Raw genomic sequence first — 23,057 nt, 5'->3', positions numbered from 1 at the left:
CGTTGATCGGTCAGCGGGGCGGGCGGCGCAGCCACTGGTGGCGGTGGGTGAGGATGAACACGGCCGCCTGGCGGTAGCCGTCCGGCTCGCCGGCATGCCCGGCGTACGCGGGGTTGCCGCCGTCGAGCTGGGATTGGATGTGCCCGGCCATGGACAGCAGGCGCAGGGCGGCGTAGTCGACGAGCTGAGAGGGTTGCATGCCGTCGCCGTACGCAGTCGCGAGGATCGACAGGCGGCGGCCGCGGTCGGGTTCGTGGTCCCAGCCGAACCCGGGCAAGGCGTCGGTGTGGTGCAGCGGCACCAGGTGGTGGGCGAGCAGCGCGAGGTCGAAGACCCGGTTAGACGGGCCGGCGGTATCGAAGTCGATGACCCCGACAATCTGATCGTGCTGGAAGAGCAGGTTGCCGGGGTTGAGGTCGCCGTGCCCAACACAGTCGACTGCGACCGGCGTGACGAGGTCGTGGGGCACCCACTGGCCGGGCTCGGGGGCGACGAATCCTTCGGTAGCGTCATGAAGGGCGCGGACGAACCGTCCGGCGCTGCGCAGCGCGCGGTCGGAGCGGGCCGCTGCAGGCAGGGGCGGATGGGCTGCTTCCCCGGGCAGGTAGGTCAGGACGTCCCGGCCGCCCGGTGTGCTTCCGAGCATCCGAGGCGCGTGGGCGAAGCCTCGGGCCGCCAAGTGGTCCAAAAGAGCCGCGACGTTGGTCGAGGCGAGACCGCGGCGGCGGGTGACGGTGTCGCCGTCGCGGATCGGGGCGGCGAACCGGCCGCCAGGTAACACGTCATCGCTCATCGGAGAAAGTCTCCTTCACAACCGGTGCCGGCCGAAGGCGCCGGGCGGCGGTGGAGGGCGGTCCACGGCAACAGGACGGCGCAGGCCAGCAGCAGCGCCGCCAGCACGGCGATTGCGGTGCGCAGGGACGTGGCGGCGGCGAGCAGACCGGCGGCGGCGATGCAGACGGGTTGGACGAGTTTGCTGGTCATGGCCCAAGCGCCAACGACGCGTGAGAGATGGGTGTCGGCGACGGCGTTCATGCGGTAGGTGGCGAATGCCGGGTTGAAGATCCCGGCAAAGAGCAGCAGGGTGCTGTCCGCGGCGATGATCAATACGAGGCCGGCGGTAGTGGGTGGGGCGAGCAGGATCGGGGCCATCCACAGGCAGCGAGCGGCCCCGGTGTACAGCAGGGTGCGGCCGAGCCCGGCCCGGCGGATGACCATCGGGGCGAGCAGCGAGCCGAGCGTCCCGGCGGCGCACGGGGCGCCGAGTGCGATCCCGTACTCCAGCGCGCTGAACCCTAAGTCGCGCAGCAGGTAGACGGCGATCAACGGGCTGGAGGCCATGATCAGCCCGCCGAAGAGAAGAGCATTACCGAATAGTCGCTTCAGGATCGGGTGGGCGAGGATGTAGTGCCAGCCCGCGACCGTGTCGGCCAGCCACCGCCGGTGCTCCGGAGCGGGCGGTGCCGCTTCTCGGTAGCGGATGCGGGTCCAGCCGAGGGCGGCCGCCAGGTAGCTGACGGCGTCGATCAGCAGCGACGCGACCGGGCTGGTCGCGGAGACCAGCAGCCCGCCTACGGGCGGCCCGAGCGCGCTGGCCGTCCACGTAGTCGATTCGAGACGGCCGTTGACCCGCGCCCGATCCGGTGCAGGGACAAGGGTCTTCAGGTACGGGTTGCTGGCCGCGTTCGACACGATCGTGGCCGCGGTCTGCACCACCGCGACCGCACACAACAACGCGTAGTCCAGGATGCCGAGCCAGGCCGCGGCGGGAACGCTGGCCAGGGCCACAAACCGGATCAGGTCGGCGGCGATCATGGCCGGGAGTTTGCGGTGGAACTCGACGAACGGGCCGAGCGGCACCGCGACCGCCACCCCGGCAAGCCCGCCGAGCACCGCCAGCAGCGACACCTGCCAATCGGACGCATGCACCACGAGGACCGCGACCAGCGGCAGCGCCCCGGAGCCGACGCCGCTGCCCAGCGCGCTGACCGCGTACGCCGCCCAGAACCGGCGCACATCTCGCCCCTCGGCCGGGCCCAGGCTCTCGCCGGCTCGGTTCTCGGTGCTGGCGGCCGCCGGCGGAGGCTGGGTCACGCCGGTCACCGCCAGCCGGGCCGGCCCGCGCCCGCTGCCCGGATTGATGAGCTCGTCCTCGGTCACGTTTGTCCGCCTGCCACCGATCGTGCCGCTGCGGTCGGCGGCAAGGGCGAGCTGACCCGCAGGTCCCAGCCCGGACAGCTGGCGTTGTCGACGCGGTGCAGGGCGGGGGCGAGCTGGCTGGCGTCGGGGCGTCCGGCCTTCTCCCACCGGCGCAGCCATGTGTGCAGGATCGGTAGCGACGGCGAGTCGGGACGGTCGGCGATGATCGCGCCGTCGACCTGCACCATCGCCACCGACCGGGGGCTGCTGTGCCCGATGGCCCGGATCCGGCCGCGTAGATCCACGGTGCTCAACCCCGGCTCGCCCAACGCCGCGGAAAACGCGTTCCACGAGTCCCAGTCCATCGGCGCCCCCGGCCAGGGTTCGGTATGGCCCGGGTGCAGCAGCCGGTGCAGCGTGGTGCGGGCGCCGGTCCGGTCGGGATCGTCGTGGTCGCGCCAGCTGACCGACACCCACGAGCGGTTCGGGCCGGGCGTGACCCAGTCCGCCCACCGGTGCGGCACCACCAGGTCGTCGCCGGCGACGGTGCGGCTTTGCACATACCCGCCGGAGAACATCGCATCAACCTGCGGCTCGCCTGCGACGGCGGCGATCGTGGCGACCACGGTCAGGTACGGCAACTCGGTAATCGGCAGGCACGACACCAGCCGTCCCCCAACGGCCAACTGGGCAACCAGCGCCTGCGGGAGCCGGGGCGGGGTCAACCAGGCCACGATCCGGTCGTACGGGGCCGCGCCCGGATGGCCGGCCAGACCGTCGCCGGTTCGGCAGTCCACCGTCCGGACACCGCGCTCGGCGTGGATGCGCCGGGCCCGGTCGGTGAGCTCGGCGCTGATGTCGACGCTGGTGACGTTCCCGTCCGGGCCAACCAGCTGAGCAAGCAGGGCGCCCGTGTAGCCGGAGCCCGTGCCGACCTCCAAGACTCGGTGGCCCTCCTGGACATCCAAGGCGGTCAGTTCCCGGGCAATCGCCTGATGGCAGGTGCGGTGCACCGTCGCCCCGTACCGGGCATGGTCGGTGTAGACCTCGCGCGGCAGAGCGGCCATCAGCTCGGCGATCGTGAACACCCTTACTCTCCCGTTCTCGAAAAGGGCCTGCCTTCACGTGGGCCGTACGGCCCGCACGTTGGCGACGACTACCGGGGCGGTACGCCGTCCTTCGCCGTCCCGGCGACGTGCGCGGCGTGGTGGTATTCGGCGAGCGTGAGCAGGTGGCGGACGGCGATGACGGCGCGGCCGGTGGCCGGCCCGGAGGGGATGCGCTGGTCAAGGATTCGGTCCAGCCAGCGCGCATCGCAGCGGTCGGCGGGGATGCCGAGCTGCTCGCAGACACCGACGAGCTTCGCCTGGTTGCCGCGGGACCAGTGTTTCGCGGCGAGCATGACCCACATCAGCACCGTGCCCGCAGCGTCGGGATCCGACCCACGCCGGTCGTCGGACGGGTGCTCGTCGAGCAGCGGGATGAAGTCGAGCGGGCTGTGCAACAGCGGGCGGCGGGCGAACACGACGGTCGCGTCGCGGCTGACCGCCGCGGTGGCGGACGGCCACACGAACACATCGACCAGCAGTGGCAGGCCGTGCAGGTCAATACCGGCGGCGAGGTAGGCGCCGCCGGTCGGGGCGTTGACGGGCTTCGGCCGCACGAACAGGATTTCGCCGGGAATCCCCAGGCCCGCGACCGGGTCCTGGAACACGATGCCGGGTGCGGTGTCGTCGACGGCGACGACCAAGTCGATGTCGGAGAACGCGTCGGCGTCGTCGCGGCCGAGCGAGCCCACCACCCATACCCCGCAGATCCAAGGGTGCCTGGTGAGCATGCCGGTCGTCGACTTCAACCAGGCATCTCGGTCGTCGGTCAGCCCCTGAAGATGCGACGCCAGGGTGTCGGAGCTTTCTTTCATCAGGTGGGATTCTCCTCAAAAGCGGTGTCCGAAAGGGTTGGTGCTCAGCTTGTCGGGGCGGGCTCAGGCGCTTTGATACCCGGCGGCTTGCATCGCGAACAGCTCCGCATACCGACCGCCCGCAGCCACGAGTTCGTGGTGGGTGCCGGTCTCGGTGAGGGCGCCGTCGTGCAGGACGTAGATCTGGTCGGCATGGATGACGTTGGCCAACCGGTGGGTGATCAGGATCGTGGTCTTGGTGCCCTGCCGGTCAGCGATGGTCTGGAACAAGGCGTGCTCGGCGCGCGGGTCCAGCGCTGAGGAGGGTTCGTCCATGATCAACAGGTCCGCATCCCGGTACAGGCCGCGGGCGGCGGTGATGCGCTGCCACTGCCCGCCGGACAGTTCCTCGCCGTCCTTGAACGTGCGATCCAGCAGTGTCTCGTAACCGTGTGACAAAGCCACGATCGTGTCGTGGGCCGCGGCGCGGGTCGCGGCGTTCTCGATGCGGTCTTGCTGGGCCGGCTCCGAGAGGTCGCCCATGGCGATGTTGGTGGCTGCGGTGTAGGGCCAGCGGTGGTGGTCTTGCAGTACGACACCGATCCGCGCTCGCAACCTGTCGCGGTCCCAGTGCTCGAGCGGCTGGCCGTTCCATTCGATCACCCCGTCGGTGGGTTCGCGCAGGGAGGCGATCATGGCGGCGAGGGTGGACTTGCCCGAGCCGTTCTCACCCACGAAAGCCACGGTCTGCCCGGCGGCGATGGTGAGGGTGACGTTGTCGACGGCCACGGTGTCCTTGTCCGGGTAGCGCAGACTGACCCCGCGCACGCGCACCTGCTCCAGCGTCGGTGTGGCCGGCGCGGCAGCAAGCTGTGCAGGCGGTAGGTAGGTGCGGGCGCGGTCGAGGAAGCCGACATACTCCTTGAAGAACTGCCCGCCGGTGTACAGCTGGTCGAGCTGGAACGTCACCAGGGCCAGCGCACGCTGGGCGGCCTGGATCGCCACCACGCAGGTCACCGCCGCTGCCAGAGGGATCCGCCCGCTCGCGAGCAGAGCGCCGAGCAGGACCCAGACACCGGCCAGGCCGATACCGCTGATGACGGCGCCGATGCTGGTGGTCGTGGTGGTCCGCCGCGCCAGCATGAGATCTTCCTTGGTCTGGGCGCCCATCACCATGTCGTACTGGCCGAGCAGAAAGTCGCGCAGCCCGTACGAGCGCAGTTCTGGGGCCGAGTCCCGTTCGGCCATCTGCCGTTGCAACACCCACAGGCGGCGCCGGCGCACAGACCCGGCCAGGAACGTCGCGTAGCGCAGGTGCCCAGCACGCAATGCGGCGTAGCCGTTGGGCAGGGTGGCGACCAGCAGCGCGGCCAGCAGCAGCGGATTGATCACCAACACGGCGACTGTTACCGCGATCAAGCTCACCAGACCGGCGAACATATTGGCGGTGTTCTGCACCAGCCCCATCGCCGCGTCACTGCCGCGGGTGGCGCGTTCCATGTCGTCGGCAAACGCGTCCGCGTCGAACGCGGTCACCTGCACCTCGGTGGTCGCCTCGAACAGCCGCCGCTCGGCAGCCTCGTTCACCCGCGGAGCCAGCCCGTTCTGCGCGTACCCGACCGCGATACCGAGCGCTCCGCGTACTGCGGTCACCACCGCAAGCACGACGAGCGCCGGCAGGGCCGCGCGCACCCGGTCGGGGGTCGGCCCGCCGCCGAACAACTCGACCAGCACTCGTTGGGTGGACAACAGCCCGAACGTCGACATCGCCCCCGCCGCGATCGTGGCGCCGGCCACGACCAGCGTCCGGGTGCGGTCAGCACGCCGCGCGATCCGGATCGCCTGACGGATCAAACCAGGCAGCTCAGCGAAGACTCCGAACACCCCGGTCTCGGCGCGTCGGCGTACACCGTGTTCCCACCAGGCATTGCGCAGCTCCGGTAACACGGGCTCCGCGTCGCCTGATCTGGGCTGCGCAGGAATGGTTGTACCGAGCCTTCTGGGCTGGGCGCTCACCGACAGTTCCCTCCTCGTGAGTGGCAGGACAACGCAGCAGATGAGAGCTGGCCAGGCCGCGTCATGGCACACGCTTAGCCCCAGTGCGAGAACAGCGCGATGAGCCGCGCGCCAGCCATCGCTTGGCCGGGCGGCTCGTGTCACCCGCGTGAAGGACTCGGCCGTATCCATCTACACGCAGGCGGTTCGGGCGGACGCGGTAACGACACTGATGCGATCGCGGAACCCAGCCACGGGTGGGTGTCAGCGTCCGGACACCCATCCGCTGTCCGCAAACGGAGGTGACGCACACGATAGGTTCGCTGAGGTCGGCCGACGCGGGCCAGCAGGACTCCGAACGTTGTGCGTCTGCGGCGCCGAGCGGACGCAACGGACCCGACTGCCGTGGAGGCCTCTCTTGTCGATCGCTGATTCCGAGATTGCCGGCATCCTGGCCGCCTACCTCGACCGCCACCCAGAGGAGACGGCATTGCTGGCCGAGCCGGTCGAGCTCCTCGCGCGCGGCAAGGACTTCGCTTCTCGGCGCAACTTCGACATGCATGTAACCGTCGGCGCGCTGCTCACCCGCGGCGAGGACATCCTTCTCGTCGGGCACCGCGCCTACGGGATCCCGCTGCAGCCAGGTGGTCATCTGGAGCCGACCGACACCACGCTGATGGGTGCAGCTGTGCGAGAACTCGTAGAAGAGACCGGCATCGACCCGGCTACGGTCATTGCCGTGTCCCAGGAGCCGGTCTATATCGAGTACGGCAGGGTCCCTGCTCGATCGCAGAAGGACGAGCCGGAACACTTCCACCTCGACCTGGGATACGCCTTCACGACAACTGGCGATATCGGCAGCCTCCAAGAATCGGAGGTGACGAGCGCGGCGTGGTTCCCCCTCAACGAGGCCACACGCCTGGTCGGGGCTCGGGTCCGGCGCGCCTCCGACGCCCGGGTCCGGATAGCCTGATCCGGGCCGGCCGCCAGGTATCACGGAATGCGAAACTGCCGCACGCGGGCGCCCCACGAGCGGGCTCACGAGGGCGAGGCCAGGCGCGCCGCCGCGCCGTTCGCAGCCTGGGAACTCGATCGCACGGTGGGTCAGGTAGGTCTTGCCGATACCGGTGACTCCCTTGGAGATCAGCGGCCCGGGAGAGCATCGGCGATGTTCCGCGAAGGCCCTCACGCCGAAGGCTCCTGGGCACAGTCCGGCTACGCCCCGGCGGCCGTCCGCCGGTTCGTGACAAAGCTGAAGCGGACGCTCGACCCGTGGCCCACCAGGGTCTAGTCCTGCGAAGTGCTGGCGTGGCGCCGTGCGCCTGTGCGGCCCCCACCTGCTGTTCACGGTCAGGACGGGGAGGCCCGCGGCGGCGATGAGCTGGTCCAGGTGGGTGTTGAGCGACGGTCCGGACGCGGTCATGGGGCCTCTTCTTCGGGTCAGGTGATCCGCTCGTTGTAGCGGTCCTGGTCAGGACGTTCGCGTCGTCGGCGCGGCGCGGTCGTCGGCGAACCAGGCCGCATACCGGCGCCGGGCCTCCGTGCGTTCGAGCGTCGGGTAGGTGGTGAGTCGCCCGATGGTGTTGTCGGTGCTCAGGTGCGTGTCGACGAGGTCGTGGAGCAGTGCGTCCCCGTGTTCGGACAGGTGCACGCCGTCGCTGTAGAGGCTGATGCCGGTGCGGTCGGCCAGGAGTCGGCCAGTGGTGGTGAATGCGTCCCATACGTTGATGAACGCGATGCCGTTGTCGGCCGCGAGCTGGGCGGCGGCCGCGTTGTATTGCTGCAGGGTGGTGTTGGCTGCGGTGACGTCGATGGTGTCGTCGTAGCCGAGCGGGGTTTCGCCGATGCAGATGACCTGACGCGACGACGCGGTGAGCAGGTTGAGAATCTGCTGGTAGTTGTCGCTGTATTCGTCGAGGTCGACGGCTTCGCCCTGCCGGCCTTGGAATTGGCGCCAGACGTCGTTGATGCCGCATCCGAGCATGGTGACGGTGGTTTCGGGGTTGGTGTGCTCGGCGATGTGCTCGCGGACGATCTGCAGGATGTCGCGGCTGGTCGCGCCGCCCTCGCCGTGGTTGCGCAAGTGCAGGTTGAGGTGGGGCCAGCGGGTTTGCCAGGTGGTGTGCAGGCGGTGCACGTAGCCGCGGTTGACCCATCGTTCGACTTGGACGTGCGAGCCGACGTCGGGCAGGTCGGCCTGGGTGATCATGCGGGTGTTGAAGCCCTCGTAGTGCTGCATGATACTGGTTCCGTACCAGGCGAACGTGATACTCGGGGACGATGGCCTGCCGCGTAGCACGCCGTCGAAGCGGCGATGCACGGTGGCCGGCGCGCCGGCGGCGACGCTGTTGGGTTGCAGGGAGCGGGTGACGGTGGAACCGGCGCCGACCGTGCTGTTTTGCCCGATGCGCACGCCGGCCGTGACGGTGACCTTCTTGGAGATCATCGCGCCAGGCTCGATGATGATCGGTGCGCCGCCGAAGCCGCTGGCCCACGGCACGAGCCGGTCGCCGGTCAGATCGGCGTCGGTGGGGTCGCGGTGGTTGTGGTCGTGCAGGTCGACCATGTTGGACAGCGCTGCGCCGTCTCCGATCCGGATTCCGATCATGGCGGAGATGAACGTGTTTTCGCCGATGGCGACGTCGTTGCCGATGATCACGGTGGCGCCGCGGTGAACCTGGATGGTGGTGCCGCGGCGGATAGTGACCCGGTCGCCGAGGATCAGTATGGCGTCGTCGTCGAGCTCCACCTGAAGGTCGACCGGGAGGTCACAGCCGGCGCCGACGCGGATAGCGTCGGGATAACGGGCGTGCAAGGCGGTGAGCGCATCAGTAGACATGCCGTAAATGCCCTATCTTATTGCTTTTGCTGAATTGAGATGGTGCTGGGGCTGACACGTACCGGTCATCGTCCGGCGGCCAGGTGGGTTGGGTGTCGCTAGCTGGGGTGGTCTTTGGTGATCAGGAATTCGCCGATCCGAGAGCGTCCAGGGGGTGCTGTAGAAGGTGCGCCCAGCAGTGCCAGAGCAGGCAACGCGGCGCGTACCCGGTCGGTGGTCGGAGCGCCACTGAACCAGAGGCTGTCGAGGTCGCCTGCTGCTGGACTCGTACGCCCAGGTCGCCGGTCCGGGTTCGGGAATCGCCAGGTCAGTGATGAGGAGCCGGTGCGGGCAAGCAGACGGTCCCTGCACTGGCCAGAGACGCCGGGCAGGGTTCGACAGCCGTTGCCGTTGGGGCAGTCGTAGGTTCGTTGAACGTGCGGTGCAGCAGCGCGGCGGATGCGTCATGCTGACCGTTGCGCCGACGGCGAGACGTCGTGGGCGCTGCGTCGTCAACGTTCGGATGACACGCGAGTCGGCGGGTCTCGCCCGGGCAGTGCGGGCACGGTAGCGTCGCCACGGTCTTCGTCAGATGGCCTCGATCGAGTCGCGGTCGAGACGCTGACGGTCTGCCGTTGTCTCTGGAGGTTCGATGCCGATCACCGACGATCCGCGAGCGCTTATCGCTGATCTCACCGCGCAGGTGTCGCCGCTCGATGATGCCGAGCGGCAGCATCAAAGCGACATTCTGGCCTGGGTGAATTCTGGCGAACCGCTGTTTCGGACGGTACCGCCGACGACTCCTCCGCAGCACCTGGCGGTCTATTTCGCGCTGCTCGATGAGGCGAGCCGGTCGTTGATGCTGGTCGATCACGTCAAGGCCGGTTGCTGGCTGTTGCCGGGCGGGCATGTCGACGATGGTGAGGACCCGAGGACCACGGTTGTCCGCGAAGCTCAGGAGGAGCTGGGCATCGATGTTCGTTTCCACGAGCTTCTCGGTCAGCACCCGCTCTTCCTCTCGATCACCCAGACCCGTGGCCCGCACACCCATACCGACGTGACCATGTGGTTCGTGCTGCACGGCGACCGGAACCAGGCGATCACTCCGGACCCGGGCGAGTTCCGTGGTGTCGGCTGGTTCGGGCTCGATGAGCCGATCAACTGGGCGGCCGACCATTTCGATCCACACATGGCCCGGTTCGTGACCAAGCTGAGCACGGCCCTGGTTACGAGCGGCTCAACGCGCTGATCTCGGCGTCGCGGGGAAGCGGGTCGTCCAGGCAGCGGGTGCACCACAGGCTGCCTGCGGCGCAGGCATAGATGAGGCTGCGTTCCAGGTAGTCGCCTCTGGTGCGGCTGTGGATGAGGGCTGCGGAGAAGGCTGCGCCTGCTCCCTGGACCTGCCGCACGTCTACGCTGCTCGCCGGCGTTTCCACGATGCGGTCGCTGCCGTCGGCGGCGACCGCTCCTCGCCGGCCGGCGGTCACGACCGTGAGATCGGCGAGCTGGAGTTCGCGGAGGCTGGAGAGAAGGTTGCGGGCTGCGCTTTCGTCGTTCTCGTCGGCGTTGGTCTGAAGAACCGCCGCCTGCTTGTCGCCCAGGGTCGCGGCCAGCCACGGCGGCGGGGGCGAGCCGCCGAGATTGAGGAACAGTTCGGAGCCGTTGGAAAGGGCTGCCTCGATCATGGGTTGTGGTGCGGTTCCGAGAACTTCGTAGCAGTCGATGTAGGTGACCGTGGTGGGGCCGAGGACCGCGCCGGTAAGGGCGTCGGTGATTCCGCGCAGGTCCGAGAACCAGGTGCGGTTGCCGGCGTCGTCGCAGACGACGGTGTTGACCGGTGTCCGGCCGGCCGGGGGCGTTCCTGCTGTGCGAGTGACGCCCCAGGTGTGGAGGCGGTGTTCGAGCCGGCGGCCTGCCTCGTCGGCGGCGACCTGGTTGCCGGCGAAGGTGACGTCGTGGCCGAGGGTGGCGAGCATGCCGGCGACGAGGGGCCCGTCGCCGGCGATGAAGTGGTCGGTGCCGAGGATGTCGACGCCGTAGTTGATGCGGGGGTAGGTCTCGACGCGCATGGTGTGGACGGCGGCGAGGTAGCTGAAGCAGCCGATGGTTGCCAAAGGACGTCGCTCCTTGCGTTGGGGCGCAGTTGTCTACGTGGGCGGCTCGTGGCGGGAGCCGACTGCTAGCCGGGAAGGCCGGTGGCCAGTAGCAGGGCGGAGTGGTCGGTGAGCTGTTCGAGGCGTGGGGCGTGGTCGTAGGTGCATGAGGTCAGCGTGGTGGTGTCGCGGACGAAGGCGTGATCGAGGCGCTGGGAGCCGAAGCGGGGGCTGATCCAGCTGTGGTCGGTACCGTCGGGCTGGTCGTGGCGGTAGGCGTCGTGCAGGCCCAGGTCGATCAGCCTTTGGTAGAAGGCGTAGTCGTGGTCTTCGAAGCTCGGCAGGTGGGGCTGGTGGCCGGGTTCGATGACGTTGAGATCGCCCGTGATGTGCAGCCGGGGGTGCAGGATGTCTTTCACGTAGGTGGTGAACTGTTCTTGGAAGGCGCGGCGGCGGTGGCTGCTGGCAGGGGTCATGCCGTTGGTGGGTGCGTAGACGCCGACGAGCCGGACGGTGCCACCCATTGAAGTGAGGTCGACGGCGGTGATGCGTGGGTCGAAGGGTGCCGGGGTGATCGTGTCGATCTGGAAGCCTTTGGTGGCCGTGAGGGTGTGGAAGCGCTGGTCGCGCCAGCCGGGGGTGGCTTGCAGCAGGTAGCCGTGGGCGTCGAGGGTGGTGCGGATCAGGTCGCAGGCGGGGCCGGCCTGGACCTCGGTGAGCACCAGAGCGTTGCTGCCGCTGGCGGCGAGCCAGTCGGCGAGCCGTTGTGCGCGCGCCGGATTGGGGCTGCCGATATTGAGGGTGCACAGCCGCAATTCGGTGTCGGCGAGGTGGTCGTCGACGGCGGGCTGGCCGCCGATGCCGGCGAAGAGCATTCCTTGCAGGTGGTCGCTCATCGGCGTTGCTCCGTCTGAGCGTCGGTGAGAAGCGTCCGTACTTGGGTGATGGTCTGGTCGAGCTGAACGGGTTTCATGATCTTGGAGGTACGAGTTTCGGGTGATTCCTGGGCGGCGCCGTACACCCAGAAGGATCCCCCTGCTTTCTTGTCGAGGATGAGGAAGCGGTCTTTGGCGGCGGGGCCGCGCAGCAGCAGCGAGATGCTGTCGGCTTCGGCCTGCACGGTGTGGACGCTGGTGTGGTGCAGGGCGTAGGTGGAACCCGGGTGTTCGACGCGTTCCAGCAGAGGGGTCAGCTGGTCGGGGTCGGTGTCTTCGGTGAACTGTTCGTCGCTGCCGTAGAGGCGGTGCAGGTAGGTGCCGCGCAGGATGCGGCTGGCGAACGGCCATCGGTGGTTGTGCGGGCGGTCGAAGTAGCCGGGACGGTATCGGTGCAGCCGCAGGCGGATGCGGTGGTCGGGGCTGTCGTAGAGGACGAGTTTGTCCATGAAGTCGTAGCCCTCGCACATCGCGCGCAGGGCAGGGTCGCCGGTGAGGTGGTCCAGCAGGTCGGCGAGCAGGCCGGGGTGGCCGGTGACAGCGTCAAAAAGATGTTCGGCGGCGGTCAGAATGGATGCGGTGTTGTCCCAGTCGACGGCGTCCAGGTCGCCGAAGCTGGGGTGCTCGGTGATGTCGGTGGGCACGATCAAGTCCTTTCGGTGAAGTGGTCGTGGTAGGTGTCGAGCACCCGTTTGAGGTGCGGGTGCAGGCGGTAGAACTGCCGCCCTGCCGGTTGCGGGGTTCCGGCGCGAAGGTGCCCGGTGGCTGCTGTTTCGCAGGTCAGGGTGTGCAGCAGGTCGAGCTGGGCTGTTTTGACGCGCCGTCGGAGGCTGCCGGATGGCGGGTAGCCGACGGTGGTGGCGGCGAGGATGTGGCCTTGGTCGACGGCGGGTGCGGCCAGGTGGGCGGTGCAGACGATGAGGTCGCCGTTCAGGACGGCCCAGCCGACGGCGTCCATGCCGCGGTATTGCGGGAGGGCACCGTTGTGGGCGTTGATCACCCCGAGGCGCGCGCGGTGCAGGACGGGGGCGGGCACGATGGGCATGCCGATCAGCACGACGAGATCGGCGCGGTAGGCGTCGATGACCTCAGCGACCTCGTTCCATGTCCGGGTGGAGTGCTGCGCGACCTCGCGGCCGGGGCGATCGGGAGGCGCGGAAGAGCCCGGCGGGGCTGGCGTTTCGGGCGGATACCAGGCGTCCGCGTACGCCGACGCGTCGGGTAGGGCTAGCTGCGGTGTGTCGTACCAGCAGACGGCGGCGACCGGCGACGGGTCCGCGAGCCCGGCGAGGAACTGCCGGGCTCCGGACGATCTGCTGCCGGCCAGCACGACGATGGGCGGCGGCGAGGACAGCGCGGCGGCGGTGATCGGCCGGGCCGGGGACGAGGCGATAGTCGTTGCTGGCTGCGTGCGGCGGAGCCGGTCGGTGAGGTCGTCGGTGGCGGTGCTGATCAGGCGTGCGGTGTCGGCGAGCGGGTCGGCGAGCGACCGCCAGCCGTCGCTGGTGCTGGTGCTGGCGCGGGCCCGGACCGCGCCGAAGAGTTTGCAGGCGGTGTTGAACAGCCGGAGATCGCCGCTGGTGGTCGCGAGCGTCGTCCACCGGTTGGTCAGGGCGAGCCACACGCGGGCGTGCGAGGCGTCCAGATCGGCCAGGTTGTCGGCGACGGGCGGGTGCCAGAGGCCGCAGACCTCGAAGGCGTGCAGCAGTTCCCGATCGGTGTCGCTCGGTTCGCCGGGCGACAGGTCTTTTCCGCGGGGGTCGCCGAGCAGGCGGCCGTCGTCGACGGGCCGGTCGAGCCGCCACACCTGATTGTCGTACGCAGCCGCGTCCAGTCCCGGATTCCAGGCGGCCGGCGCCTGGCGGGCCTGGGCGGTGAGGTGGGCGAGGTCGGCGGCACCGAAGTCGCCGTCGAGATCTCGCTGCACGGGGAATCGGCCGCGTCGGTGGCCGGTGGTCATGGTGGTCACGCCGCGACCGCGGTGCTGACCTTGGTCAGGGTGGCGAGGTAGCCGTCGACGACCTCTTCGTCGCCCGGGTACCCCCAGATGGGGATCTTGATGAAGGTGTCCTGGAAGTCGCGGACGCCGGGCAGGTCGGTCGCCCGCGCCGCGATCGGCTGGTAGGGGGCGTGGGGGTCGGTTCGGGCGAACAGGGGTTCGGTGCTGATGTCGTGGGTGGAGCCGGGGACGTCTACCTCGTGGGCTCCTTCGGCGAGGCAGAGTTTGACGAACTCGCCGCGGTTGACGGTCGCGTTGCCGGGCTGGAACCGCAGGCCGATCACGTACAGGCCGTGCTGGCCGGTGTCGGCGGGCACGGTGGCGGTGGTGATGACGGGGTTGCCGGCGAGGCGATCGGTGACGCGTTCGAGGATGGTGCGGCGGCGTTGTTCGATCTCGCCGGCCCGGTGCAGTTGCTGGACGCCGATGGCGGCGGCGAGCGGGTGCATGCGGTGTTTGAGACCCATCCCGGTGAATGCGAAGGGGTAGTAGTCGGCCTCGGGCGGGATTTCGTGTTGGCACCTTTTGTTGTAGTGGCCGAATAGCAGGGCGAGGTCGTGGTACTTCTGCTCGCGCATGGTGAGCACGCCGCCCTCGCCGGTGGTGATCGCTTTCTGGTTGGTCGAGTAGACGGCCATGTCGGCGAGGCTGCCCACGTGCTGGCCGTTGCGGGCGGCGAAGTGGGCGTGGGAGCAGTCCTCGAACAGCAGCAGGTCGTGCTCGCGGCAGAACGCGGCGATCGCCGGCATGTCGCACGGGTTGCCCCACATGTGGGTGACGATGACGGCGCGCACGTCGGGTCGCAACTGGGCGGCGATGGTGTCGGCGGTGAGGTTGCCGTATGCGTCGGCGTCGGCGAACCGGACGGTGACGCCTTCGAAGGCGAACGGGGTGGCGGTCGCGAGGAACGTGTAGGCGGGGGCGATGATCGCGTCGCCGGGCCGCAGGCCGGCGACGCGGCTCATGGCGTGGATCGCGGCTGTGCCGGTGGCGAACGACACCGCGTACGGTGCGCCCACGAACGCGGCGAACGCGCGTTCGAACTCGCCGAGGATGCCGCTGGCGTCGCGGTCGGACAGCGAGCGGCGGGTCTGCTGCAGGACGGCCTGTTCGAGGTCGGCGGTGATGGCCGGCCATTGGTAGTGCGGTCCTGGGATGTCGATCGTGGCCGGTCCGCCGTGGGCGGCGAGAAGGGACGACATGGTCAGCTCCTTGTCGGTGTCAGGGGCGGCTGGTCGCTGGCCGTCGCGGGGTTGCTGCGCAGCTCGGCGAGGACCGCGGCGAGTCGGTCGGTGTTGCCGAGGATGCTCGCGGTGGGATCGAGCGCCACGGTGGACCAGCCGTACGCGTCGGCGAAACGGTGCAGGTGGTGCAGGCCCTGCTGCTGGTAGTCGATGAACGTGTCGCGGCCCAGCGTGGAATGGGTGGCGTGCATGCCCAGCTCGGCAGGGCGGAAGTCGCCCTGCCGGCGGTCGTAGAGGGCGCCGGGGTCGGCGGTCAACAGGATCACCGTGTCGGGCATGCGGACCCGGGCGAAGATCGTGTGCAGGTCGGATTCGGTGTAGCCCTGGACCAGCAGTTTGGAGAAGAACTTGTAGGTCCAGCCGTCGACGATCACGTCGTGGCCGGCATCCAGCAACGGTCGCACGACGGTGCCGGCGTGGGCGGTGAACCAGGCGGCTTGGACGCCGACCCAGAAGGCGTCCGGCAGGTCGCGTGCGTCTCCGCTGTGCCACAGCACGTTGGCGAGCTGGCTCATGACGTTCGCCGCGTAGGCGGAGGTCGCCGAGATCTGTCGGCGGCCGGCGAACACCAGCTCGCGCGGTCCGGCGCCGAGATCGCCGAGCTGCGCGACCGCGCTCGCGTAGTCGAGGTCGCCCAACTGCGCAGCCAGGGTCGATTTGCCCACGCCGTCCGGGCCTTCCAAGGCGATGAATCTTCCCTGCATGCACGTGTCTCCAAACTCCTGGTCGCCGGTTTCTGCCGTCAGGTGCCGCACGGGTCGGCGGCGTTGATGAGCTGCCAGCCTTCGGCGTGCTGCCAGCGGTCCAGTTCGTGGTTCAGGACCGCGGCGGAATCGGCGGGGAGGATCGGCAGCAGGGCCGCGACTGTCGTACTCATGCGGTGATCGAGTTCGGCGAGGCGCTGGTCCATGACCTGGCGCAGGTGCTGCTCGAAGTCGTCGGCGTCGTCGCCGAGGGTGCCGGCATCGATGAGGCCGAGCATGGCGGTCAGCAGGGTGAACGCGGAGTCCTTCAGCACGACGCGGGCTTGCCGCAATTGGTGCCGGGGCGGGCCGTCGAGAATCTTCTCGAGGCTCTTGAGGGTGTAGTCGAGCGCGAAGTGGCGGTCGATCCACAGCTGGGCGTTGCGCGAGCAGATCCCCAGGCGCCAGTCGGCGTAGCGGGCGTCGATGCGCCCGAGCGACGGCCGGGCCTCGCCGGCCAGCCCAGCGGCCTGCACCTTGCGGGTGTAGGCGGCGCCGGTCAGGCACTCCATCGACACCAGCATGTAGGAGATTGCGGTGTAGAACGGCCGGCCGGTGCTGTGCTGCGCGACGAACGCCTCGTCGCGGACCCCGTCGACGATCTCGGCCACGCTCAAATGCGGTAACGGCTTCAGCAGCAGGTCGGTGCGGGCCTGGAAGGCGTGCGTGGCGGCGAGTTCTTCGACGGTCATCAGCTGGTCGAAGGTGATGTACGTGAACCGGGTGGGCACCCCGAGCGCGGACAGCGTGCGGATGGCCAGGGCGTTCTGCTCGCCGGTGGTTTCCTTGTTGAACCGCTCCAACACCGAGGTCACACCGGACTCGACGCCGAACAGCATCCGGCGCAGCCCGTGCTCGACCAGGTGACGCCACATGCCGGCGCGTTCCACGTGCCACGCCCTGTCCTTCTCGGGGTCGACGGCCTGATCGACGCGGCACGAGGACTCCCAGCGGAAGCCGGCCGCATGGATGGACTCGGCCAGCTCCCGCACGCGGGCGACCGCGTCGGGGCCGGCGCCGATGGCTTCCTCGTCTACCAGGTACAGCGTGCGGGAGACCTCGGGATGCCGGTCGAACACCTCGCCGATCTCTTTCAGGATCCAGCCGAGGTCGTCGGGGCGCCCGCCGGCCCAGGTGCCCTTGTGCCCGCGGGGGCAGAAGGAGCAGAAGTTCGTGCAGCCGCGGGATGCCTCAAGCTGGGCCACTCCGCGGTGGTCCAGGGTCGCGTCGAGCAGGTCGAGCTCGGGCAGGAAGTCGGTTTGCGCCCGGTTGGCGACCCCGGCGGTGCGCTGCCGGCCGATCGCGATCCCGCCGCCGCGGTACCCGATGCCGCGGATCTGCTGCACGTCGACGTCGCCGTGGTAATGAGCGAGTACGTCGGCGATCGTCGGTTCTCCGGCCGCGCGGGCCACCAGCAGGTCCGGGTACCGCTCCAGCAGCAGGGCCTCGTTGCGGGCGGTGAGGCTGCCGCCGGCCACGATCAGCGGCCGCTCGGGCAACTGCTCCAGGTGGTCGAGCAGGCCGGTCATCAGATCGTGCTGGCCGAAGGTGGCCGAGACCCCGACGACGTCCGGCTGCCACAGGTCGATGGCCGCGCGCACGTCGGGCAGGGTAGCGCCGAGCTGCATGTCCATGAGCCGGACCTGGCCCAGCAGGGTGCTGCGGGCAGCACGGGCAAGGTCAGAAATCCCGAGCGGGAAACGCGGCAGCGGGAACCACTCGGGGTGATAGAGCGCCACCAGCAGCAGGCGCGGGCGCAGCAGGCGGGCGACGGCCTCCTCGGTGAGCGTTGCGGACGACAGCCATCCGTCCGGCTGGTGCACGGTAACGCGGTCGCGTGTCCACGCCGGCCACTGGCGGCTGCTGTGCGGTTGCCCGGACAAGTCCGCGATCGTCCACTCACCGGACGGGTTCTCGGCAATCAGCAGGCGATTCTCCAGGGTGCCGGTCACCGCGAAGCGTCGCGGCAATGCTGATGCCAGTGCTGTGCTCAGCGCGGCGACGTCCGTCAGCGGCAGGTGGTTCAGGTTGTGGACGAGTTCAGCGCCCGGGTCGTTGCCGGTCGCGTGGATGACCGCCCAGAGCAGTCTGTTGCGCGTGGTCGTGGGGGCAGTTGCCAGCATGGGGGACCTCCAGGTGACGAACGCACGTCAACAAGCGATAGTGCCGCTACTCTGTGCAATGCCTCGGGGCGTGAGGCATCGCAGCGTGACCGTGTGCAATTCCCGCTTGGTCGCGCTGCCGGGTCAGATCAGGGGCTCGGGACGTCCCATTCGAGGTCGGCGGACATGGCGGAGTGGTCGGACAAACCGGTGGAGCGTGCGGCGTGCAGATAGCGGCAGCCAGTCACGGTCAGTCGCTGATCACCGATGCAGAACAGGTGATCGAAGCGGTAGCCGGCTCCGGAACGACCGAACCAGGAATGGTCGGTACCCTCCGGATGATGCATCCGGTAGAGGTCGGCGAAGCCGCGCGCGGCGAAACTGGAGTAGAAGTCGTACTCCCAGCGGCCGAACACCGCGTGATGCGGGCGGTGTCCCGGTTCCAGCACGTTCAGGTCGCCGGCGACGAGCATCGGGAGACCGGATCCGAAGATGCCGGGCAGGCGCTCCAGCAGCGTGGTGACGGCGGTTTGGAACGCCTTCTTGTCGAGGTTGCGCCGGTTACGGGGTCCACGCGATGGGACGTAGAGCCCCACGAGCGCCAGCTGATGCCCCTCCGGGTGGTGCAACACCGCGCCCGCGGCCCGGTGCGGCAAAACAGCGGCGTCCAGCGGTCTCGCCTCCAGGTCGCCGACGCGAGTCGCGAGCAGAACCCGCAGGTCCTTGCCGCCCGAGTCGGTGAGGTGGACGCGGTAGCCATGACCGGTCAGCGACGCGGCCACGCTGTCGCCTGATCGGCCGCCCGCTACCTCGGTCAGGACCACGACATCCGCGTCCGGCTGTGCGGCGATCCAGTCCGCTTGCCGCGCGCTGCGGGCCGCGCTGGCGTGTTGGACGTTCCAGGTGAGGACCCCAACCGTGGTGCCGGGCACGGCATCGGATCCGACCTGCCCCGATGGCAGCAGGTTCGCGGCGATCATCGGGCACCCTTCGTGTCGGTTAGCTCGTCAGCGAAGACCTCGCCGCCGGCGTCGAGCGTCGCCTGAACCCGCGACATGATCTTGCGCGCGGCCTCGATCGTCGCCGGGTCGGGGGGTTCCCGCAGGCAGCCGAAGTCCATCTCCGCCTGCTGCACGCTAGTGAAGCCCACCAGAACGACGGCATGCGGGGAACGGCTCAAGCAGGACCACAACGCGATCCGGATCAGATCAGTGGTTTCCCCACCCACGAGCGCGCCGAGCTCGTCGATGCCCGCCGCCATCACCGCGCCCGCTGCTGGCCCGAACCACCGCTTGCGGCTGCGGTGGTCCCCCGCCCCGAATACTCGCTCCCGGCCCGGACGGTAGGTTCCGGTCAGCAGCCCCTGGCTCAGCGCCTTATTGACCAGAACTCCGCAACCGTGGGCGTCGGCCAGCGCAAAGATTCCTTCCGACCGGCCGCCCGGCGTCAGCAGGTTGTCCCGCACCGCGAGCACATCCGGGTTCACAACGTCGAACAGCGCCCGGAACCGGGCGATCTTGTCGCCCCGCAGATGCGGCCCGGTCGTCAGCCGATCCACGGCGAAGCGGTGCGGGCCCCGCATGCCGATCGCCCGTACGAGGCCCTCGGCCTGAAAGTCCCGCATCGCTGCGACCGCACCGTCCAGATAGCAATCCTCCGGCCCGAAGTCCGGGTGATGCAGAAAGTAGACGTCCAGGACATCGGTGCCCAGATTCTGCAGGCTCTGCTCCAACTGCCGGCGCATGTGCCCAGGGTCGTAGCCGTGCGCCGCCGTCCCGGCGAAATAGCCGACCTTGGAGGTAAGAACCAGTTGGTCGCGCGGGACCTGCGCGACCAGGCGCCCCAGGCGCCGCTCCGAGCGGCCATGGCCGTACACGTCCGCAGTGTCGAACAGGGTCACTCCGCGCTCGAAGGCCCGCTCGAGCGCAGCCACCGCCGTCCCGTCGTCGATCTCGGCCCAACCCATCGGCATGCCCAGGTTCTCATCGGGGCCACCCAGCGGCCAGCATCCCGCTCCCAACGCCGACACCGCGATACCGGTACGGCCCAACGTCCGCCGCGGCAGCGGCTCCGCCACCGTGCTGCTCATCGCGGCCGCCGACCACAACGACGCCAGCGGGCGCCGTGCTCGGTCACGGGACAGGCCACACCAGTCGCCACAATCGCCTCCACACGCTGTTCAACGACCCCAGCCATCGAGACCCCGCCCGGGTGGGAAGCCATACCGGCGTCGCCCGGTGGCCTTGGCCGCCTAGCGAACATGGGATACGACCTGGCAGGCGTCCGGCAAGCACACCGGACACTCCCGACACGCCAATCCGATCCGGCGCTGGTCAGAGCGTCACCGGCGGCTCCCACCGCCGCGCCCGGCCCGGTACACTTCCGGACATCACCGGACACCCCCAGCCACCCGCGGCCGACGATTCGGACGTCGATCCGACCACGGCCGGCTCGATCGCCGAGTTTGCTGCGTGCCTGAACAGCCTTCGCCTTCAGGCGGAGGTCTCGTACCGCGATCTTGAAAAGTGGGGAACTCTCCACGCGACGCCGATGCCGCGCAGCAGCATGGTCGACGTGCTCGCTGGCCGGCGTCTTCCCCGTAAGAGGGTTCTGCTCGCTTTCCTGCGAGCCTGCCGTCTCGAGCCAGGTGCTGATCCCCGCTGGCTTGCCGCGTGGAATCGAATCGCGGGCCAACGCGCCACGTCGCATCGGGACACCAGCAGCGCTGATCAGCCACCAGCGAAGACCCAGGCGCAAAGGCTGCTCGACGAGGCGTCCGAGATTCGGGCCGGCGCCGAACGCGAGGCCGCTCGCCTGCTCGCCGCTGCCCGCACCGAGGCGGCCCGCCTGCAAGCCGAAGCCGAACGAGAAGCCCTCCACCAACACGGCCTGACTATGAAGCTGGCCAACGACATCAACGATGCCGGTCTGTTGCGCATCGGCTCCAGCTATCTCAATGAACTTGAATGGGAAGAGCTTTTCTCGGAGATCCGTGAACTCGACATCTTCGTCGCCTACGCCCAGACTTGGCGCAATCTCCACGCCCGCCACCTCCACAATCTGGCCTCGCGACCTGGAAGTCGAATCCGGGTATTCCTCCCAGACCCTGACGACCAATCCACAATTATCACGCTTGCCGATCGTTTCGCCGTCAGCACCGAGGAATTACGGCGCCGCATCACCGCAACTCACGACGACTTCAAGGACCTGCGCATTGCGGGTGGCGCCGACATTGAAATCCGATACAGGCCCGGCGACCGCCTCTATTCGTTCTACCGCCTCGACAATGTTGCGGTAGTCGGCTTCTACAGCCACAGCCGCAACCGAATCCCCTCCATACCCGTCCTCGTCTGCCGCGCTCCCGGCAGCATATTCCAGTTCATCACCGATGAACTGGTAAATATTGAACAGCAAAGCCGCCGCGCCGACGTATCGGAAAGATAGCTTCCCCGATCGCATTTGTGGACGATTGAACAAGCGGCATCAAATCTGGTAGCGCGCTAGATCTGACCGGACACGCATGCCACGAAGTGGCGATCAAGACCCAATCAAGATCCGTTCTTCGGATTACCCAGAATCGAAGCCCGCAGCTCGCTAGGCGAAACTCGCATTGGGCGGCTTACGAGTAGTGATGGACTGGCTACGCTGCCACCACCAGCGTGGCGGGAAGCTCGACAGCTAGGGAACTACACCGTCGTATGCACCCTCGTGTGCACCCGGATCGCCCTGCCTGGTGCACACGACGGGGTAATGACCCCGGCGGGAGCTTGCCGCGATTCTGGACAGAAGGCGCGGCGTGAAGGTGCCGGGGCCGGTCGAGCCGAACAGCACGGTCGTCACGGCTGGCTGAGGTGAGTAGCCGGCCCTGCGGTGATCGACACCGTCGTTTTCACGCCACACGAGACCCTTCGTGGCAACGACGATCTTGGCGCCGTCCGTGGGGCACTACATGGCGATCTCGACGGTCAACGCCTTCACCGGCTGGCCCAGGTCCCTGCTCACGGACCGTCGCCCCGGTATGAGTGCCCTGTCGACGCCGAGCTTGACTACGCGATCGAGCACGGCGAGCTCGTTCGCTACGGGACCACCAAGGCGGGATGCGAGCAGGCGGTCCGACAAACGCTGGGCGAGGACCGCACGACAGTACTGCCTCCAGGCGTGGTTCTCGGACCACACGAGCACGTCGGGCGGCCAACGTGGTGGCTGCTGCGGGCATCCACCAGCAGTGACATGCTTGCCCCGGCTCCGGCCGACCGGCCGACCGGCCGAACCAGCCGATCGATGTCTGTGACCTCGCCGCGTTCGCCGTCCTCTGTGCGCGGCAGAGGTCAGCGGCGACTTCAACGTCACCGCACCCATTGGCCACGCCCGGTTCGCCGACCTCGTGGACACGTGCGCCGAGGTCAACGGGAGCGGAGCAAACGGTGCGGGTCAACGCCGACTGGCTGCGCGTGCAGGGCGTTGAGGAGTGGACGGAGCTGCCGCTCTGACGTACCACTGCCGGAGTGTGGCGGGTCGACAGCCGCCGCGCTCACTCCGCGGGCTTGGGTTCCGGCCGCTGCCGCAAACTGTCGCCGACACTTGGGACTGAATGACCGGCAGTGGAACAAGCGTGAGGGAGGATCGAGGCGAGGCCGCCTGCGCCGCCGAGCATGGTCTGCCCCCGAGCGAGAGTCTCAGCTGCTGCGCCGATGTGGCGAGCGCGTCTGACTCGGTCGGTGGCCGAGGTGAGCCGAGGGCCTGATGTCCGAGAGGCCAGCTAGGCGAGTACCGCCGGCCGGTAGCGACCAACGATCGCGCAAGCTCGAGCAGATCCTGAGCCTCGGTGATGGCACGCCACTCCGGTGTCGCGAGAAAGGTCTGCGACAATGAGTTCCGTCCGGCTCAAGGCACCGACGCGCCGCCTATCTGCCGAGGTGTTCTACAGCGGGAGCAGAGCGGTGATCCGGGAGCCAACGCCTCCTAGCCTCGACCCTTCGTTAAGGGGTGTCCAAGGACTGGGCAGAAACGAAGAAGTGCCTTCTGATCAGGGAAAATAGGACTTGCTGAGGGTCCAAGTTTCCTGTCACGGAAGGCACTTGCAGGGTGC

18 protein-coding genes are annotated in these 23,057 nt (G+C 68.6%); 3 read left to right on the top strand and 15 right to left on the bottom strand.

Annotation, left to right across the window (positions count from 1 at the left end):
- Positions 1-10 precede the first annotated feature (10 nt).
- From QSK31_RS35105 to QSK31_RS35085, 5 genes are all read right to left on the bottom strand, one after another.
- Positions 11-793, bottom strand: a complete 783-nt coding sequence (locus QSK31_RS35105) for a phosphotransferase (protein WP_285688956.1) — start codon at positions 791-793, stop codon at positions 11-13.
- The gene (locus tag QSK31_RS35100; RefSeq protein ID WP_285688955.1) at positions 790-2,160 is read right to left on the bottom strand and encodes an MFS transporter; all 1,371 of its coding nucleotides are present in this window, start codon (positions 2,158-2,160) and stop codon (positions 790-792) included. Before QSK31_RS35100 ends, QSK31_RS35105 begins: the two co-directional genes overlap by 4 nt.
- Positions 2,157-3,227, bottom strand: a complete 1,071-nt coding sequence (locus QSK31_RS35095) for a methyltransferase domain-containing protein (protein ID WP_285688954.1) — start codon at positions 3,225-3,227, stop codon at positions 2,157-2,159. Before QSK31_RS35095 ends, QSK31_RS35100 begins: the two co-directional genes overlap by 4 nt.
- A gap of 68 nt (positions 3,228-3,295) precedes the next feature.
- Positions 3,296-4,060 carry a nucleotidyltransferase domain-containing protein gene (locus QSK31_RS35090; RefSeq protein WP_285688953.1) on the bottom strand — a complete coding sequence of 255 codons (765 nt, stop codon included), beginning with the start codon at positions 4,058-4,060 and terminating at the stop codon, positions 3,296-3,298.
- Positions 4,061-4,123: 63 nt separating this feature from the next.
- Complete coding sequence (locus tag QSK31_RS35085; RefSeq protein WP_285688952.1) at positions 4,124-6,226, bottom strand: ABC transporter ATP-binding protein; 2,103 nt, start codon at positions 6,224-6,226, stop codon at positions 4,124-4,126.
- 226 nt (positions 6,227-6,452) lie between these two features.
- On the opposite strand from QSK31_RS35085, the gene QSK31_RS35080 reads away from it, so the two are divergent.
- Positions 6,453-7,007, top strand: coding sequence for an NUDIX hydrolase (locus QSK31_RS35080; RefSeq protein WP_285688951.1), 555 nt, complete (start codon positions 6,453-6,455; stop codon positions 7,005-7,007).
- 498 nt (positions 7,008-7,505) lie between these two features.
- On the opposite strand, the gene QSK31_RS35075 is transcribed toward QSK31_RS35080, so the two are convergent.
- The gene (locus tag QSK31_RS35075) at positions 7,506-8,783 is read right to left on the bottom strand and encodes a DUF459 domain-containing protein (protein ID WP_285688950.1); all 1,278 of its coding nucleotides are present in this window, start codon (positions 8,781-8,783) and stop codon (positions 7,506-7,508) included.
- A 721-nt stretch (positions 8,784-9,504) separates the two neighbouring features.
- Here QSK31_RS35075 and QSK31_RS35070 point away from each other — a divergent pair.
- The gene (locus QSK31_RS35070; RefSeq protein WP_285688949.1) at positions 9,505-10,101 is read left to right on the top strand and encodes an NUDIX hydrolase; all 597 of its coding nucleotides are present in this window, start codon (positions 9,505-9,507) and stop codon (positions 10,099-10,101) included.
- Here the strand turns inward: QSK31_RS35070 and QSK31_RS35065 are convergent.
- The 9 genes from QSK31_RS35065 to QSK31_RS35025 all read right to left on the bottom strand — a co-directional run bounded on the left by QSK31_RS35065 (position 10,079) and on the right by QSK31_RS35025 (position 20,057).
- Positions 10,079-10,966 carry a carbohydrate kinase family protein gene (locus QSK31_RS35065; RefSeq protein ID WP_285688948.1) on the bottom strand — a complete coding sequence of 296 codons (888 nt, stop codon included), beginning with the start codon at positions 10,964-10,966 and terminating at the stop codon, positions 10,079-10,081. The genes QSK31_RS35070 and QSK31_RS35065 overlap by 23 nt on opposite strands.
- A gap of 65 nt (positions 10,967-11,031) precedes the next feature.
- Complete coding sequence (locus tag QSK31_RS35060; protein ID WP_285688947.1) at positions 11,032-11,841, bottom strand: hypothetical protein; 810 nt, start codon at positions 11,839-11,841, stop codon at positions 11,032-11,034.
- Entirely contained in the window at positions 11,838-12,524 is a 687-nt protein-coding gene (locus QSK31_RS35055; protein WP_285688946.1) for a hypothetical protein, read from the bottom strand. The genes QSK31_RS35060 and QSK31_RS35055 overlap by 4 nt, the downstream gene beginning before the upstream one ends.
- 2 nt (positions 12,525-12,526) lie before the next feature.
- Complete coding sequence (locus tag QSK31_RS35050) at positions 12,527-13,840, bottom strand: formyltransferase family protein (RefSeq protein WP_285689049.1); 1,314 nt, start codon at positions 13,838-13,840, stop codon at positions 12,527-12,529.
- 5 nt (positions 13,841-13,845) lie between these two features.
- A complete protein-coding gene (locus QSK31_RS35045) occupies positions 13,846-15,081 on the bottom strand; it encodes a DegT/DnrJ/EryC1/StrS family aminotransferase (RefSeq protein WP_285688945.1) in 1,236 nt (411 codons plus the stop codon).
- A gap of 2 nt (positions 15,082-15,083) precedes the next feature.
- Positions 15,084-15,827 (bottom strand): dTMP kinase, encoded by a 744-nt coding sequence (locus tag QSK31_RS35040; protein WP_285688944.1) that lies wholly within the window; start codon positions 15,825-15,827, stop codon positions 15,084-15,086.
- A 38-nt stretch (positions 15,828-15,865) separates the two neighbouring features.
- Complete coding sequence (locus tag QSK31_RS35035) at positions 15,866-17,989, bottom strand: B12-binding domain-containing radical SAM protein (RefSeq protein WP_285688943.1); 2,124 nt, start codon at positions 17,987-17,989, stop codon at positions 15,866-15,868.
- A gap of 128 nt (positions 17,990-18,117) precedes the next feature.
- The gene (locus tag QSK31_RS35030; protein WP_285688942.1) at positions 18,118-18,948 is read right to left on the bottom strand and encodes an endonuclease/exonuclease/phosphatase family protein; all 831 of its coding nucleotides are present in this window, start codon (positions 18,946-18,948) and stop codon (positions 18,118-18,120) included.
- Positions 18,945-20,057 (bottom strand): aldo/keto reductase, encoded by a 1,113-nt coding sequence (locus tag QSK31_RS35025; RefSeq protein WP_285688941.1) that lies wholly within the window; start codon positions 20,055-20,057, stop codon positions 18,945-18,947. The genes QSK31_RS35030 and QSK31_RS35025 overlap by 4 nt, the downstream gene beginning before the upstream one ends.
- 476 nt (positions 20,058-20,533) lie before the next feature.
- On the opposite strand from QSK31_RS35025, the gene QSK31_RS35020 reads away from it, so the two are divergent.
- On the top strand, positions 20,534-21,412 hold the full coding sequence (locus QSK31_RS35020; protein ID WP_285688940.1) for a hypothetical protein: 879 nt from the start codon (positions 20,534-20,536) through the stop codon (positions 21,410-21,412).
- Positions 21,413-23,057: the final 1,645 nt, after the last annotated feature.

The sequence above is a fragment of the Actinoplanes sp. NBRC 103695 genome (assembly GCF_030269485.1).
Taxonomy (GTDB): Bacteria; Actinomycetota; Actinomycetes; order Mycobacteriales; family Micromonosporaceae; genus Actinoplanes.
This window is presented reverse-complemented; position numbering and strand designations above follow the sequence as displayed.

What these genes read in the sequence shown, in the direction of transcription:
- QSK31_RS35105 (WP_285688956.1), bottom strand. Translation starts at nt 793, where the DNA reads ATGAGCGATGACGTGTTACCTGGCGGCCGGTTCGCCGCCCCGATCCGC.
- QSK31_RS35090 (WP_285688953.1), bottom strand. Translation starts at nt 4,060, where the DNA reads ATGAAAGAAAGCTCCGACACCCTGGCGTCGCATCTTCAGGGGCTGACC.
- QSK31_RS35085 (WP_285688952.1), bottom strand. Translation starts at nt 6,226, where the DNA reads ATGGATACGGCCGAGTCCTTCACGCGGGTGACACGAGCCGCCCGGCCA.
- QSK31_RS35070 (WP_285688949.1), top strand. Translation starts at nt 9,505, where the DNA reads ATGCCGATCACCGACGATCCGCGAGCGCTTATCGCTGATCTCACCGCG.
- QSK31_RS35060 (WP_285688947.1), bottom strand. Translation starts at nt 11,841, where the DNA reads ATGAGCGACCACCTGCAAGGAATGCTCTTCGCCGGCATCGGCGGCCAG.
- QSK31_RS35050 (WP_285689049.1), bottom strand. Translation starts at nt 13,840, where the DNA reads ATGACCACCGGCCACCGACGCGGCCGATTCCCCGTGCAGCGAGATCTC.
- QSK31_RS35045 (WP_285688945.1), bottom strand. Translation starts at nt 15,081, where the DNA reads ATGTCGTCCCTTCTCGCCGCCCACGGCGGACCGGCCACGATCGACATC.
- QSK31_RS35040 (WP_285688944.1), bottom strand. Translation starts at nt 15,827, where the DNA reads ATGCAGGGAAGATTCATCGCCTTGGAAGGCCCGGACGGCGTGGGCAAA.
- QSK31_RS35035 (WP_285688943.1), bottom strand. Translation starts at nt 17,989, where the DNA reads ATGCTGGCAACTGCCCCCACGACCACGCGCAACAGACTGCTCTGGGCG.
- QSK31_RS35030 (WP_285688942.1), bottom strand. Translation starts at nt 18,948, where the DNA reads ATGATCGCCGCGAACCTGCTGCCATCGGGGCAGGTCGGATCCGATGCC.
- QSK31_RS35025 (WP_285688941.1), bottom strand. Translation starts at nt 20,057, where the DNA reads ATGAGCAGCACGGTGGCGGAGCCGCTGCCGCGGCGGACGTTGGGCCGT.
- QSK31_RS35020 (WP_285688940.1), top strand. Translation starts at nt 20,534, where the DNA reads ATGGTCGACGTGCTCGCTGGCCGGCGTCTTCCCCGTAAGAGGGTTCTG.